Here is a 14,093-nt window from a genome sequence, read left to right as displayed (position 1 = left end):
ATCAACTGCGGAACGCAGGGCGAACGGGGGGAGAAGGGGCCCGGGCTTGGCCGGAAGCGACATCACGCTTTTCCTCTCGGTCGCCAACAGACAGTAGGTACACCGTTAACTCCGCGTCCCCCCGCAAAGAATGCGCACCGTAGTCTTTTAGGACGGTTCCTAGAAAACTTGGAGCGACATCATGACGAAGAACCTGGGCGGAACCACCGCCCTCGTCACCGGCGCTACCTCGGGCATCGGGGAGGCGGCCGCCGTCCGGCTCGCCGAGCTGGGCGCCTCGGTGATCGTGCACGGCCGCAGCGCGGAGCGCGGGGCGGCGGTGGTGAAGGAGATTCAGTCGGCCGGCGGCCAGGCGCGGTTCCTGGCCGCCGACCTCGGCGACCCGGACCAGGTGCGGCGCCTGGCCGAGGAGGCCGGCGAGGTCGACATACTGGTCAACAACGCGGGGGTCTTCAAGTTCCTGCCGACCGTGGAGGTCGACGACGCCACGTTCAGCCTGCACATCGACACCAACCTCCGGGCGCCGTTCCTGCTGGTGAAGCACCTCGCACCGGGCATGGCGGCACGCGGCAGCGGCGCGGTGGTCAACGTGAGCACCTTCGGGGCCTCGGTCCCGGTCAACCGGGGCGGCATCTACAGCGCCTCGAAGGCCGGGCTGGAGCTGCTGACTCTGGTCTGGGCGGACGAGTTCGGGCCCAGTGGGGTCCGGGTCAACGCCGTCAGCGTCGGCCCGACCAAGACCCCGGGCGCGGCGGAGTTCGGCGAGCTGGTCCAGCAACTGGGCGAGAACTCCTTCGCCCTGGGCCGGGCCGCGGAGGCGACCGAGATCGCCGAGACGATCGCCTACCTGGCCTCCCCGGCCGCCAGCATCGTCAACGGCGCCATCCTCCAGGCCCACGGCGGCCTGAAGGCGGTCACCCTGCCGGGGTAGGGGCAGGGCTGGAGCAGGGCTGGTAGCTGCGCGTGGGCGTGGGCGCAGTACGGAGGAATAGTTGTCATGACTGCGCCAGTCAGCTCTACCCTAGGGTGAGCATTGCCAGGAAAGGGTTGATGGCGAAGCGTTCCTGACGGACCGCCGCGAAGAATTCTCCGGTGCCATCGAAGGGGAATTCCGTCTGCCGGTTTCCCTGATTCCGGTCCGATTCCGGAATCGAGCATTCGAGAGGTTGGGATGACTCCCGCAGGGATCCCTGCGGGAGTCATCCCGCCATCCGGGTGGACAAGCGTTCGGATCAATTCGACAGGTCGTTGCCGTCCAGCATGTCCAGCACGTCCAGCACGTCCAGCACGTCCAGGGCGACGGTGACGACGGGTTCGGCCATGCTCGTGCGGGTAGAGGTACAGCATGTGGGGGAGTCAGCGACCTGTGGCGCAGGCCGGATCTACGAACGGTGGGCGCTTCCGCGGCGCCGTGCGGATCGTGCACATATGCCTCAGCGTGATCGCGGGCCTGGTGGCCGGGGTGCTCGTGGCCGTCCCCGGGATGCGTTCCATCTACTCGCGCCACACCGACTACGTGGACTACCAACAGTGGCTGGCCTGGCACAACGCTGGCGGGAAGATCGACTACCAGGACTACAGCTATGCCGGTGGAATGGTGATCGTGGCGATCCCGTTGATCGTTCTCGGTTGGTCGTTGCAGCGACTTTTCCTCGGTCGGTCATGGCGTGTTGTCCGTCGCAAGGACATCCCGCGTAGCACGTTGCGTCGGTACCGTCTGGTGTTCGCCGTCGCCGCACTGGCGCTCGAAGTGCCCACCTTCTGGCTCCTCGTCCCGGGGATCGTCGGAGAGGGGAGAGCCCGTGGCTACGAGTGGAGCGCGGCCGTTGGCTGCCTGGTGGGAGCCTTGCTGGTCGCGCTCTGCGTCGGGTGCTTGGCCCTCTTCGTGCTGGTGGAACTCAGTACGCGCCGAAGCTCGTGAACGCCCGGGTTTCACCAGGCCTTCGCGGTCGGTGCCCTGCCCCGCGGTCGATGAGTCGAGCGGTTTCTTGGCCCACCGGTGACGCCCATGGCAACTAGTTGGGCTGCTGGTCAGAGGGTGAACTCGCCCTTGGCGATGCCGTCGAGCAGGTCGCGCCACTCCTGGTGGGTGAGTTCGGTGGGTGCGGCGTCGGGGTGGAGGGTGCTCCGGAGGTAGACGGCGTCGGCGGTGATGGCGATCTCGGGGCAGTTGTTGCCCTCATCGCAGACCGACGGCTTGAGCCAGTGGAGCTGCCGCATCTGACTGCCTCTCAGGCTTCGTCTGGTACGACACTTACCAGGCTAGTGCCAGCAGGAGCGTGCCGAGGAGGAACAGCGCGGCGATTGAGACAGCGAGGGCGGGAAGTCGGCCAGGGAGTTCGGGTGGCTCGTCGGTCACTCGGCCAACTGCTCGAAAGCATCGGTGAGTTCGTCCAGCTCCGCGAGGCTGAGCGGGCGCAGCTGGATCAGGAACTGGCCGGTGTCCGTGAGCCGGAAGCCCTCGGCGAGGTCGGGCAGGTCCAGGCCGGCGCGGGTGACGGAGTCGCTGAGCCGGGTCATGGCGGCGGTGATCTGGCGGCGGGCGGTCATCACTTCGCCTCCGGCGCGCGCAGGACCCAGGCCGGGTCGGTGTCCCACTCCACGCCGCCGCCCGGCGGGCGCATGAAGATCCTCTTGCTCTGGCGCCCCATGAAGACGCCGACTCGCCCGCTCAGCGCGTCGAGCAGCAGCTCGCCGGGCGTACTGGGGACGTAGGGCACCGCAGGCGGTTTGGCGCCGCCCGGGCGCACGATCGGGTAGTGCGGGTAGAGGCGCAGGCCGGCCTCCGGTCGCCCGCCGCAGCCTGCCGGACACTGACAGTCCGGCAGGCTGCGGTCGAAGTGCGGGGGAGGGGGAGTAAAAGACTGACCAGACGTCATGATCACCGCTCCGCAAGGAAAATGAGATGGCATCACATCACCGCTCACTGTCTGTGCGGTTACGGTAGCTCTCCTGGTCACCGTGTAGCAATAGTGCCCATGGAACATGTGACCCGAAAGAGTGAGCCTCCGCAGCTGTGCTGCGGAGGCTCGGCTGGAGCGGGATCTCTCAGACGGCGAACTCACCCTTGCTGATGCCATCCATGAGGTCGCGCCACTCCTGGTGCGTCAGCTGTGTGGCTGGTACCCCGGGGTGCAGCGTGCTACGGACGTAGACCGAGTCCTCGGTGATCGCCACCTCGGGGCAACTGTTGCCTTCCTCGCAGATGGCTGGCTTGACCCAGTTGAGCTGCTGCATCTCACTACCTTTCAGAGTGCCCGGAGCAAGTCGTCGAGGAAGGAGAGCGAGTCGGCAGGGCTCAGCGCCCAATCTGCCATCTCATCGATCCGGCTCCGGAAGTTCTTGAGCTGGTTGGCGTCGTCCAGGAACGCTGGACCGTACGCCGAGTCCACCTGGACGGAGTCAAGACGTTCGACATCTCCACCGGCATAGAGAACCATCTGCCCGCCTCCGGAAAATCCCGGAGCTTCGAAGGTCAGCACTCGGAGCGTGATGTTCGGCAGTTCGGCCATCTTGCGGAGGTGCTCAAGCTGTCGGTAGGCAACCTCGGGGCCGCCGAACCGCATCCGAAGCCCGGCCTCATGCACGATCGCTTCGTAGGGGATCGGGTTCTGCTGGGTGAGGATTTCGGCCCGCTGCATGCGATGGGCAATCCGGGCCTCAAGGTCGAGTGCCGGAAGCGCCGGCCGACGAAGCTTGAAGACAGCGCGGGCAGTCTCTTCGGTCTGGAGCAGGCCGGGCGGGTTGCAGATCTGGTAGGTCCGGAGACCGCGCTTGGCGTGAAACTCGACCTCGGAGATTTCAAGAAGCCCGACCGGCAGCAGCCCCCGGTACTTCTCCCACCACCCGGCCCGGCGTTCGACTGCCATTGCCGCCAGGGCTTCGACGTATTCCGATTCGCACTCGTCGTAGAAGCTCGCCAGTCTGCGCACCCGGTCTGCCGTGACCGGGTAGAGGCCCTTCTCGATGTGGGTGATCTTCGTGCGGTCGAGCCCGAGCATGGCGGCTGCCTGGGCGCCGGTCTTGCCCGAGGCGTCCCGCATCTTCCGCAGCTCGATGCCAACCCGCTGCTGACGGGCAGTCGGCGTGTCCCTGAGTGGCATGCTGCAGTCTTGCGCGTCGGAAGGCGATCAGGCAATCCGGCGCAACCTCAGCCCCACCAGCCCCACCATCCCTGGCCCCACCCCCGTCCGTTCAGCGTCCGGAGGTCGACTCGATGACGCCTCGCCAAGCCCGTCGGTAACCCTCGGCCAGCGGGCCGCCGACCACGTCGAGCACCTGCGCGGCGGATTCGGCCAGGAGGGCCGAGTCTCCCAACTCGCACCGTCCCATGCCACCGTCGCCGGCCGAGAGGCCGGACCACCGATCCGCTCCGCCGGAGCGGCGCCACGGGTACGGCCCGCGGCGTCGGCCGACTTCCCTTCCCGGGCGTTCACTCGATGCGGTGATGCGACGGGCCATCACTGTCGGTGGTCAGTCGACTACCCGTAGCGTCGTTCGTGGGCCGAGCGCCGCCATTCGGCGTAAGCCGGCCTACGGAAGGAGAAGCTTGATGCTCCGTCGACTCGTCCGCCGTACCGCTCCCGCCCTGGCCGCCCTGGCCACCGCCGCCGCTCTGGTGGGCTTGCCGGCCGGCCCCGCGCACGCCGCCCCGATCGCCCGCGCCGCGCCGCACTGCATCCCGGCCGCCGCCCGCCAACTCCCGGGCAGCGCCTTCCTGCGCGCCGCCCAGCGTCCGGCGGACTGGATCTGCATCCTGCGGTACTGCGACGCCGACTACTGCTACTACGACTGCTACGAAGTCGATCCCGGCGCCCAGGCCGACACCTCCCAGCCCCCGGCCGGCACCCTCACCCAGCCGAACACAGGCGACAACCCGCCCCAGCTCAACCCCTCCTGAGCCCCGGCCAACCGGCCAACCGGCCACCCGGCGGCCGACCCGCACCGGGCAGCACGAAGGGGTCCCCGCCCATCGGGCCGGGACCCCTTCGTCACGTCAGCGGTCCCCGGTCAGGGTCCGCCGCGCGGGACGACACTGCGCCGCCGTGGCCCTACTCCGCCGGCCGCAGCACGACCGGCAGGCTGCGGTGGCCGTTGGAGATGAAGGACTCCACCTTCGTCAGCTCGCCGTCCGCCAGGGCGAGGTCGGGGAAGCGGGCGAACAGCGCGGGCAGGGCGAGTTCGGCCTCGATGCGGGCCAGCGGGGCGCCGAGGCAGAAGTGGGCGCCGTGACCGAAGGCGACGTGGTCCTTGTCGGTGCGCAGCAGGTCGAACTCGTCGGCCGTCGCGCCGTGCACCTCGCGATCGCGGCCGGCCGCCGCGTAGCCGGCCAGGATCGCCTCGCCCTTGCGGATCAGCACGTCGCCGGCCTGCACGTCCTCCACCGCGTAACGCAGCGGCAGGTTGGCCACCGGCGACTCGACCCGCAGCGCCTCCTCGATCACGTCGCTCCAGTTGGCCCGGCCGGACCGCACCAGGGCCAGCTGATCGGGGTTGCTGAGCAGCAGGTGGATCGCGTTGTCCAGCAGGTTGACCGTGGTCTCGTGGCCGGCGCCGAGGAAGAGCAGCAGGGTGGCGAGCAGCTCGTCCTCGGTCAGCGAGGCCCGGTCGCCCTCCTGCTCGTCGTCGCGCACCGTGATCAGCACGCTGGTCAGGTCGTCGGCCGGCTCCTTGCGCTTGCGGGCCACCAGCTCGGCCAGGATCCGGAACACCTCCTGGCCGTTGGCCAGCGCGGCCTCGGCGCTGATGGTGGTGTCGAAGATCGCGTCCACGCAGTCCCGCAGGCCGGGCTGCAGGTCCTCCGGCACCCCGAAGAGCGAGCAGATCACCTGGATCGGGATCGGGTAGGCGTAGCGCTCGCGCAGGTCCACCGTGGCGCCCGGCGCGGTGTCCTCCAGACCGTCGAGCAGCTCGGTGACGATCTGCTCGACCTGCGGGCGCAGTGCCTCGCTGCGCCGGGCGGTGAAGGCCCCGGCCACCAGCTTGCGCAGCCGGCGGTGGTCCTGGCCGTAGGCGGTGAACATGTTGTCCACCGAGACCCAGATGTTCAGCGGCCAGTCGGCGGGTATCTCACCGTTGACGAAGGCGGTCCAGTGCTGCCGGGCGCTCTTGGAGACCCGGGGGTCGGCCAGCAGCTGCTTGACCAGCGTCTGGCTGCCTACCGCCCACGCCACCACCCCACCAGGGAGCTCCACCTGGGCCACCGGGCCGTCCTGGTAGAGCGCCCGGTTTTCGGCGTGGATGTCGGTGCCGGCGAGGTCGATCCGGAAGGGGCAGCGGTCGAGTTCCATGAACGGCCTCCTGAGGCGTCGTCGGTTTCGGACGGAGTGCGGGCCGGCGGCAGCGCGGCCAGCGAGGTGGTCACGGTGGCGGGCGGGAAGTGCACCGGCAGCGCGGCCAGCGCCCGGTGGAACGGGCCGGGCCGCCAGCGCAGCTCGTCCGGCTTGACGTCCAGCTCCAGGTCGGGCAGCCGGTCCAGCAGGCGCTCCACCGCGACCGAGGCGATCAGCCGGGCGTGTCCCTGGGCCGGGCAGGCGTGCGGGCCCGCGCTCCAGGCCAGGTGCGCCCGGTTGCCGGTGCGCGGGGTGCCGGCCAGCGCCGGATCGGTGTTGGCGGCCGCGAAGCTGACCACCACCGGTTCGCCCTCCGGCAGCAGGTGCCCGGCCAGCTCCACGTCCCGCACCGGGAAGTGCACCGCGTAGTTGGCCATCGGCGGGTCGGTCCACAGCACCTCGTCCAGCGCGTCCTCCACCGGCAGGCTGCCGCCGGCCAGGTCGCCGGCGAACCGGTCGTCGGAGAGCAGCAGTCGCAGCGTGTTGCTGATCAGGTTGAGCTGCGGCTCGGTGCCCGCGCCCATCAGCAGCACCAGGTGGTGCAGCATCTCCTCGTCGTTCAGCGCGGCCGGATGGGCCATCAGCCAGCTGGTCACGTCCGCGCCGGGGGTGGCGCGCTTGAGCGCGACCAGCTCGAACAGCGTCGTGGACAGCTCGGCGTTGGCGGCCTCGGCGTCGACGCCGTCGAAGATGCCGGACATGCCGCGCACCAGCCGGTCGCCGAACTCGGCCGGCGAGCCGAACAGCTCGTTGAAGACCAGCAGCGGCAGCGGGCGGGCGTAGTCGGCCACCAGGTCGGCCGCGCCGTGCCCGGCGAAGGCGTCGATCAGCCGGTCGGCGCTGCGTTCGACGTAGCTGCGCAGCGCGTTGGGGTCGATCCGGGCCAGCGAGTCGTTCACCGCGCCGCGCAGCCGCTGGTGGGTGTCGCCGTCGGCGAACAGCGCGTTGGGGCGGTAGGCCATCATCGGCACCGCCGGGCTGTCCGGGGTGACCCGGCCGTCGGCCAGGCCCTTCCAGCGGCGCGGGTCCTTGGAGAAGGTCTCCGGGGTGCGCAGCACGTCCAGGCAGGCCTGGTAGGACAGCGCCAGGGTGGCGGTGGCGCCGGGGTAGAGCTCGACCGGGGCGAGCTGGCCGTGCTCGGCGCGCAGCCGGGCGTAGACGCCGGCCGGATCGGTGGCGAACTCCTCGCTGTAGAGCGGGAATCCACCGGAGTGGGCGGGGCAGCCCGGGGGCGGGACGGCACCTGAGGGTGGGACGGGGGCTGAGGGTGGGACGGGGGAGTTCACGCGGGCTCCGCAGCTTCTGGTCGGTTGAGCAGGTACTGGACGAGCGAGATCAGCGCCCGGGTGGCCGACTCGCGGTCCCGGGCGTCGCAGCTGACCAGCGGGGTGCTGGGCAGCAGGTCGAGCGCCTCGCGCAGCTCGGCCTCGGCGAACTCGGGGGCGCCGTCGAACCGGTTGACCGCCACCGCGTAGGGCAGCCCGTGCTCCTCCAGCAGGTCCATCACCGGGAAGGAGTGCTCCAGGCGCCGGGTGTCGGCGAGCACCAGCGCGCCAAGGGCGCCGAGCGTCATGTCCCGCCACAGCGGGGTGAAGCGCTGCTGGCCGGGCGCGCCGAACAGGTAGAGCACCAGCGACTGACTGAGTGTCAGGCGGCCGAAGTCCATCGCCACCGTGGTGGTCGCCTTGTCCGGCACCCCGGTCAGGTCGTCCACCGCCACGCTGGCCTCGGTCATCGGCTCCTCGGTGCGCAGCGGCTCGATCTCCGACAGGGTGCCGACGAAGGTGGTCTTGCCGACCGCGAAGTGGCCGGTGACCAGCAGTTTGACCGCGGTCTGCACGCCGCCGCCCAGGTAGCTGACGCCTGCCGAGTCGACGTTGGGGGAGTCGACGTTGGGGGAGCTGACGCCGGGTCGGGCGCCGCCGTCGCGCTCAGAGCCTGGCCCGAAGGCCATCCAGCACCTCCTGCAGCAGTTGGGACGTGGGCAGCTGGGCGGCCGGGATCGGGGCCCGGGTGAGCAGGTGCCCGCTGTCGACCAGGTCGCCGAGCAGCACCTTGGCCACGCTCAGCGGCAGCCCGAGGTGCGCGGCGACCTCGGCCAGCGAGAGCGCGCCGTGCGTGCACAGGTCGACCATCCGGCGCTGCTCGGGGCTCAGCGTCCGCACCGGCCGGTCGGGCACCGCGGTCACCAGGGTGACCAGGTCGAAGGTGTTGCGAGTGGGCTCGAAGCGCCCGTTGGTCACCACGTACGGCCGCACCAGGCCGCGGTCCCCGCCCACGCCGCGCCTCACCGCAGGGCCCCCGCGTCCTGCCTGGGCAGTGCGGTCAACTCCTTGCCGAGCCGGTCCACCAGCTTCTGCATCCGGTAGCTGACCGCCTCCATGTCCACCGACTCGCCGGCGGAGACCGCCAGGTAGGCGCCGGGGCCGGCCGCCACCAGGAAGACGTAGCCGCCGGCGAACTCGATCAGGGTCTGCCGCCAGGGGGTCGGCTCGGCGCCCAGGAAGCCCGTGGTGGAGCGGCTGATCGACTGGACGCCGGAGAGCGCCGCCGCCTGGCGGTCCGCCTCGTCGCGGGTGATGCCGGACGAGTGGGCCCGCAGCAGGCCGTCGGCGGAGAGCAGGATCGCGTGCCGGGCCTGGGGGACCAGCAGCACGTCGTCGAGCATCCACCCCAGGTCGTTGGTCGGCAGGCTGGCCAAGGTGAGCTCCTCGTGGGGGTGCGGGGTATCAGGGGGTGTCGGTCGGATCGGCCTCGCGGCCGGCCCGGGTGCCGCGGGCGAAGGCGCCCAGGCGGCGGGCGGTGTCGGCGGCGTCCCGCTCCCACGCGTCCGCGGTGCCGGCGGCAGCCTCGGTGGCTCCGGCGGCGGGGGTGCCCGGGGCGGTCCCGGCGGTCGGCTCGGTGAGCGAGGCCAGCGGCTCGCGCCGCCGCCGCCGGGGCAGCCCGCCCTGGGTGCGGCCCTCGAACGGGGCCGGCTCCGGGTGGCGGGCCGGCTCCGTGTGCCGGGCCGGCGCGGCGGCGGCCACCGGCAGCGCCACCACCGGCGGCTGCTCGACCTGGGTGAGCAGCGCGGTGGGCAGGAAGACCACCGCGCGTACGCCGCCGTACGGTGAGCGGGTGTCCACCGAGACGCCGAACCCGTAGCGGGCGGCCAGCACCCCGATCACCGCGAAGCCGAACTGCGGCGGGTCGCCGAGCCGGGTGACGTCCACCGAGCGCTGCCCGGTGAGCAGTTGTCCGGCCAGCTCGATCTCGCGCGGGTCCATCCCGACCCCGGCGTCGTCGATCACCACGCAGGCGCCGTTGTGGGCGGGCTGCAGGTTGACCTCGACGGTGGTGTTGGGCTGGGAGTGCCGGGCCGCGTTGTCCAGCAGCTCGGCCACCGCCAGCACCACCGGCTCCACCGCCCGGCTGACCACCGCCAGCTCGACCACGGTGCGCAGCTCGACCCGCTTGTAGTCGCGGATCCGGGACTTGGCCCCGCGCACCACGTCGGTCAGGGCGGAGGAGGTCCGCTGGCGGCCCGGCCAGGAGCCGCAGAGCACCGCGATGGCCTGCGCCCGGCGCCCGAACTGGGAGTTGGCGTGGTCGATCTCCAACAGGTCGCGCAGCACGGCCGGCTGGTCGTGGCGCTCCTGCATCTCGGAGATCGCCACCTGCTGCTCGTTGGCCAGGCCCTGGAGCGCGCGCACCGCGCCCTTCAGGGCGGCCTTGGCGCTCTGGTCGGCGCGGGTCTCGGCGCGCTCCACCGCTCCGGCGAACTGCTCGACCACGGAGGCGAGATCGGCGGCGTAGCGGGTGCCGGTGAGCAGCGGATCGGTGACCGGCGGATGGGACACCGCCGAGTGCGCCAGGGCCGGCAGCCGTACGGTGGCCAGGCGGTGCGCCTCCTCGTCGCGGGCCAGCAACTGGTCCCGCAGACCGGCCAGCGAGCGCTCCCGCGCACGCGCGGCGCGCCACTGGGCGACCAGCAGGACGAGGGCCACCAGCAGCCCGGCGGCCAGGCACCAGGTCACCGCCTGCGGTATCTGCGACATCAAGTTCCTTGCACGGGGGCGTGGGCTCGGGCGCGCCTCATCTAACCAGATTGACAACGGAATGTCAGAAAGCTGTCTCAGTACGTGACTTGACGGGCAATTCATCAGCCCCGACTGGCCGGAAATGATCGGTACCGGTCGGCCCGCCGCCCGCCCGGGGCAGACCGTCCCCCTTGTACCATCCGGACTATGACAGAGGTAGTCCGGGGGGTGCTCCCGGTCGCGGAGCAGCCGACGACCCCCTTCGCGGAGCACTACATCGTGTGCGGGGCGAACGCCCTGACGCACCGCCTGATCGTGGAGTTGACCGAGCACTACAAGGTCCCGGTGGTGGCCGTGGTGCCCGACCGGATGCACGACCACGGCCCTCGGATAGAGCGGCTGGAAGGGGTCGCGGCGGTCCTGGAGTCCGGCAAGCTCACCCCGGAGGCGCTGGCCGCGGCCGGCGTCGCCACCGCCCGGGGCCTGGCCCTGGTGGACGGTGACGACCAGTCCAACATCCACGCCGCACTGACCGCCCAGAACCTCAACCCCGGCATCCGGATCGTGCTGCGGATGTTCAACCTGCGCCTGGGCGAACAGATCCAGTCACTGCTGGCCAACTGCACCGCGCTGTCCGGCTCGGCCACCGCCGCCCCGGCCTTCGCCAACGCCGCCCTGGAGCGCCCCAACTCGGTGCTGGTGGAGGACCGCTACCTGTACGTGGCCTACGACGCCGACCCCAAGGCGAACCACCTGTGCGTGGCCGCCTCGCACATCGACCCGCAGGACCTGAGCCAGTTGGAGCTGCTGCCGAAGACCGAGCCGGCCGCGGCCCCCTACATCCGGCTGGCCGGGCGGGTGGACGCCCCCAAGCGCCACCCGCAGGAGGAGGAGCAGCCGCCGCTCCAGGATCCGGGCCGGATCGCGGTGCTGCAGACCCTGTCCACCGAACCGCCGGTGCGCGTCCCGCTGCGCTCCCGGCTGCGCTACCGCTTCCTCGACGGCCTGCGGTTCTTCACCAGCGCCCGGATCCGGCTGCTGCTGTGCACCGCGTTCGCCGCGGTGCTCTCCGCCTCGGTGGTGATCTACCACTTCAACCACAGCATCGGCTGGACCGCCTACCTGACCCTGCTGGACATGGCCGGCTCCGCCCAGCCCGACCAGCCGGGAGACCCGGGCGGCACCGGCGGCGCCTGGCAGCGGGTGGCCCAGGTGGTGATCACCTTCAGCGGGATCGCGGTGGTCCCGGTGATCACCGCGGTCGCCGTGGACCTGCTCGCCTCCGGCCGGCGGGGCCTGGGCCGGGCGCCGAGCGCGGGCCTGCGCGGTCACGTGATCGTGGTCGGGCTCGGCAACGTCGGCACCCGGGTGGCCACCCTGCTGCACGAGTTGGGCGTCCCGGTGGCCGCCCTGTCGCGCGACCCGCAGGCCCGCGGGGTCGAGGCGGTGCGCGCGCTGGGCATCCCCGTGGTGGTCGGCGACGGCCCGATGGCCGACCAGCTGGCCAAGGTGCGCGCCCGGCACGCCCGCGCGGTGGTCGCGGTCACCAGCGACGACGCGGTCAACCTGGAGGCCGCGCTGGAGGCCAGGGCGCTGCGGCCGGAAGTGCGGATGGTGGTGCGGCTGTTCGACGACGACTTCGCCCAGCACGTCTACAACGCGCTGAAGCAGAACGTGGCCTCCCGCTCGGTCTCCTACCTGGCGGCGCCGGCCTTCGCCGCTGCCCTGATGGGCCGTGAGGTGCTGGGCACCCTTTCGGTCCAGCGGCATGTGCTGCTGATCGCCGAACTCACCGCGACCCAGGGCTCGGCGCTGGTCGGGATGAGCCGCAACAGCATCGAGGAGCTGGGCGGGGTGCGGGTGCTGGCCGTGCGGGAGAACCGCCCGGTCTCCAGCTACCACTGGAACTACGCGGACCGCAGCCGCGGCCTGCGCACCGGCGACCGCGTCGTGGTGGCCGCCACCCGCAGCGGCCTGGCCCGCCTCAACAGCGCGGCCCCCGAGGGCAGGATTCCGAGCCAGGCGGTGGGCTGAGCAGGGGCGTCAGGCCAGCAGCCCCGCGCGGCGCCACATCGCCTCGCTGCGGCGGTCGATGATGCCGAGCTCGGTGAAGAAGGCCACCGCCTTGCGGGCCCAGTCGGCCTTGGCGGCCTGCCAGTGCGGGTTGGCGGCGGCGGCCTTGCGGGCCTCGGCGGGATCCAGGCCGGCCATCGCGTATATCCGCGGGTTGATGCACTCGGCCACCGACTCGTAGGCCACCACGCCCATGGCCTGGCGGAACAGCGCCCGCCGGGCCGTGCTCATCCGGGCCCACCGGCGCTCCAGCTCGGGCTTGGCGTAGCCGATGTGCCGGGCCTCCTCGATCACGTGGATCTTCGCCACCGAGCGGGCCAGCGGTTGCAGGCTCTCGTCCCGGATCATCTCGCGCTGCATCGCGTCGGTGAACTCCTCGACGAAGATCGCCCCGGCGAAGGTCAGCGTGGTGTCGTTGATCAGCAGGTGCAGCTTGCCCCGGCGGTGTGCGCGCCGGCTCGGCCGGGCCGAGGGGTAGCCGGTCCTGGTGATGTACTTGGCGAACATGGTGGAGTGGCGGCACTCGTCGGCCACCTCGGTGAGCGCGTACTGGGCGTGCTGGGTGGTCAGGTCGCCGTCGTAGACGTGCCGGATCAGCCCGTTCATCAGGATCAGCTCGAACCAGATCCCGGCCGAGGTGACGCTGGCCAGCTGATGGGTGCTCAGGGCGGCCTGTTGGCGGGGCGTCAGGCGGTCCCACAGGTGGGTGCCGTAGAGGGTGACCCGGTGCGCGGGCAGTGCGAACTGGTCGGGGTCGAGCGGGGCGTCCCAGTCGATCTCGGTCAGCGGGTCGTGCGAGTGCCTGGCGGAGACCCGCAGCAGGCGGGCCGCGTTGCGCTCGCGCTGGTCGGCGGTCTCGACGGTGGGGGAGGTGGTCATGCGGGCGCTCCGGTGGGATCGGCGAGGGTGGGGGCGGCGGTACCGGTGGGGGCACCGCCCAGGGCGCGCAGCGAGAAGGCGATCAGGGCGGGGACCAGGTCGGCGGGGGCCCGGCCGTCGGCGAGCGGGCCGACCAGGGCCTCGCCCACCCCGCCGACCAGCAGCGCGGCGGTCAGCTCCGGGTCCTGCTGGGGCAGCCGGCCGGCCGCCACGCCCTCGGCGATCCGGGCCGCGATCACGTCCCGGAAGGCCCGGCGGAAGACCAGGCGCTCGGCCTCCACCTCCGCGTCGACCGGCTCGGCCAGCAGCGCGTAGGCCAGCCGCGGGGTGCTCAGCGCCCGGCCGGCGAAGGTGCCGATCACCGAGGCGACCTGGTCGTGCAGGTCGCCGGCGAACTGCGCCGCCTCGTGCACCGCCGCCACCTCCCTGCTCACCACGCTCCGGAACAGCTCCGCCACCAGCTCGGCCTTGCTCGGGAACGATCGGTACACGCTCCCGGTGGCGATCCCCGCCCGCTCGGCGACGGCGGCCACCGAGCACGCGGCGTATCCGCGTTCGGCGAGCAGTTCGGTGGCAGCATGGAGCACCGCGCCCCGCTGGGCATGGAGCCTGGCTTGAACCGCGGGAGTCCTCCGATAGGCCATGCGAAGCAGTGAAGCAGCGATTCACTGCTTCAGCAAGAGTCGTGACGACAAGACAGGGGCGGGGCAGCGGCTGTGGCCGCTGGCCCGCCCCGCCGCGGGGGGGGGGGGGGGGGGGGGGGGGGGGGAGAGGGGGGGGGGGGGGGGGG

The 14,093-nt window shown here is 71.6% G+C and carries 17 protein-coding genes; 4 read left to right on the top strand and 13 right to left on the bottom strand.

The window, feature by feature from the left end; all coding sequences use genetic code 11:
• Window positions 1-181 precede the first annotated feature (181 nt).
• Both C7C46_RS18030 and C7C46_RS18025 read left to right on the top strand, forming a co-directional pair.
• Window positions 182-931 (top strand): SDR family NAD(P)-dependent oxidoreductase, encoded by a 750-nt coding sequence (locus C7C46_RS18030; RefSeq protein WP_110670881.1) that lies wholly within the window; start codon window positions 182-184, stop codon window positions 929-931.
• A 435-nt stretch (window positions 932-1,366) separates the two neighbouring features.
• Window positions 1,367-1,921, top strand: coding sequence for a hypothetical protein (locus C7C46_RS18025; protein ID WP_110670880.1), 555 nt, complete (start codon window positions 1,367-1,369; stop codon window positions 1,919-1,921).
• Window positions 1,922-2,031: 110 nt separating this feature from the next.
• Here the strand turns inward: C7C46_RS18025 and C7C46_RS18020 are convergent, their stop codons facing one another.
• From C7C46_RS18020 to C7C46_RS18000, 5 genes are all read right to left on the bottom strand, one after another.
• Window positions 2,032-2,220: a DUF397 domain-containing protein gene (locus C7C46_RS18020; RefSeq protein WP_110670879.1), complete on the bottom strand. Its 189-nt coding sequence runs from the start codon at window positions 2,218-2,220 to the stop codon at window positions 2,032-2,034.
• 135 nt (window positions 2,221-2,355) lie between these two features.
• Window positions 2,356-2,550 (bottom strand): hypothetical protein, encoded by a 195-nt coding sequence (locus C7C46_RS18015; RefSeq protein ID WP_110670878.1) that lies wholly within the window; start codon window positions 2,548-2,550, stop codon window positions 2,356-2,358.
• Window positions 2,550-2,879, bottom strand: a complete 330-nt coding sequence (locus C7C46_RS34335; protein ID WP_146259114.1) for a hypothetical protein — start codon at window positions 2,877-2,879, stop codon at window positions 2,550-2,552. Before C7C46_RS34335 ends, C7C46_RS18015 begins: the two co-directional genes overlap by 1 nt.
• Window positions 2,880-3,048: 169 nt before the next feature.
• Window positions 3,049-3,237, bottom strand: a complete 189-nt coding sequence (locus C7C46_RS18005; protein ID WP_110670876.1) for a DUF397 domain-containing protein — start codon at window positions 3,235-3,237, stop codon at window positions 3,049-3,051.
• A gap of 11 nt (window positions 3,238-3,248) precedes the next feature.
• Window positions 3,249-4,103 (bottom strand): helix-turn-helix domain-containing protein, encoded by an 855-nt coding sequence (locus C7C46_RS18000; protein WP_110670875.1) that lies wholly within the window; start codon window positions 4,101-4,103, stop codon window positions 3,249-3,251.
• A 449-nt stretch (window positions 4,104-4,552) separates the two neighbouring features.
• Here C7C46_RS18000 and C7C46_RS17995 point away from each other — a divergent pair, with 449 nt between their 5' ends.
• Window positions 4,553-4,900 carry a hypothetical protein gene (locus tag C7C46_RS17995; protein WP_110670874.1) on the top strand — a complete coding sequence of 116 codons (348 nt, stop codon included), beginning with the start codon at window positions 4,553-4,555 and terminating at the stop codon, window positions 4,898-4,900.
• A gap of 151 nt (window positions 4,901-5,051) precedes the next feature.
• On the opposite strand, the gene C7C46_RS17990 is transcribed toward C7C46_RS17995, so the two are convergent.
• The 6 genes from C7C46_RS17990 to C7C46_RS17965 all read right to left on the bottom strand — a co-directional run bounded on the left by C7C46_RS17990 (window position 5,052) and on the right by C7C46_RS17965 (window position 10,372).
• Entirely contained in the window at window positions 5,052-6,176 is a 1,125-nt protein-coding gene (locus tag C7C46_RS17990; protein WP_245984490.1) for a cytochrome P450 family protein, read from the bottom strand.
• Window positions 6,158-7,618, bottom strand: coding sequence for a cytochrome P450 (locus C7C46_RS17985; protein WP_245984489.1), 1,461 nt, complete (start codon window positions 7,616-7,618; stop codon window positions 6,158-6,160). The genes C7C46_RS17990 and C7C46_RS17985 overlap by 19 nt, the downstream gene beginning before the upstream one ends.
• Entirely contained in the window at window positions 7,615-8,286 is a 672-nt protein-coding gene (locus tag C7C46_RS17980; RefSeq protein ID WP_110670872.1) for a GTP-binding protein, read from the bottom strand. The genes C7C46_RS17985 and C7C46_RS17980 overlap by 4 nt, the downstream gene beginning before the upstream one ends.
• A complete protein-coding gene (locus tag C7C46_RS17975) occupies window positions 8,264-8,611 on the bottom strand; it encodes a DUF742 domain-containing protein (RefSeq protein WP_245984488.1) in 348 nt (115 codons plus the stop codon). The genes C7C46_RS17980 and C7C46_RS17975 overlap by 23 nt, the downstream gene beginning before the upstream one ends.
• A gap of 8 nt (window positions 8,612-8,619) precedes the next feature.
• Window positions 8,620-9,000 carry a roadblock/LC7 domain-containing protein gene (locus C7C46_RS17970; protein WP_110670882.1) on the bottom strand — a complete coding sequence of 127 codons (381 nt, stop codon included), beginning with the start codon at window positions 8,998-9,000 and terminating at the stop codon, window positions 8,620-8,622.
• A 61-nt stretch (window positions 9,001-9,061) separates the two neighbouring features.
• Complete coding sequence (locus C7C46_RS17965) at window positions 9,062-10,372, bottom strand: ATP-binding protein (RefSeq protein ID WP_110670871.1); 1,311 nt, start codon at window positions 10,370-10,372, stop codon at window positions 9,062-9,064.
• Between the two features lie 186 nt (window positions 10,373-10,558).
• Between C7C46_RS17965 and C7C46_RS17960 the strand changes: the two genes are divergently transcribed.
• Window positions 10,559-12,385: an NAD-binding protein gene (locus C7C46_RS17960; RefSeq protein ID WP_110670870.1), complete on the top strand. Its 1,827-nt coding sequence runs from the start codon at window positions 10,559-10,561 to the stop codon at window positions 12,383-12,385.
• 9 nt (window positions 12,386-12,394) lie between these two features.
• On the opposite strand, the gene C7C46_RS17955 is transcribed toward C7C46_RS17960, so the two are convergent.
• A complete protein-coding gene (locus C7C46_RS17955; protein WP_110670869.1) occupies window positions 12,395-13,303 on the bottom strand; it encodes an AurF N-oxygenase family protein in 909 nt (302 codons plus the stop codon).
• Entirely contained in the window at window positions 13,300-13,890 is a 591-nt protein-coding gene (locus C7C46_RS17950) for a TetR/AcrR family transcriptional regulator (protein WP_245984487.1), read from the bottom strand. Before C7C46_RS17950 ends, C7C46_RS17955 begins: the two co-directional genes overlap by 4 nt.
• Window positions 13,891-14,093: the final 203 nt, after the last annotated feature.

It is taken from the genome of Streptomyces tateyamensis, assembly GCF_003205575.1.
GTDB lineage: Bacteria > Actinomycetota > Actinomycetes > Streptomycetales > Streptomycetaceae > Kitasatospora > Kitasatospora tateyamensis.
The sequence above is the reverse complement of the archived record's forward strand: the minus strand, read 5'-3'. Positions and strand labels throughout refer to the sequence as shown.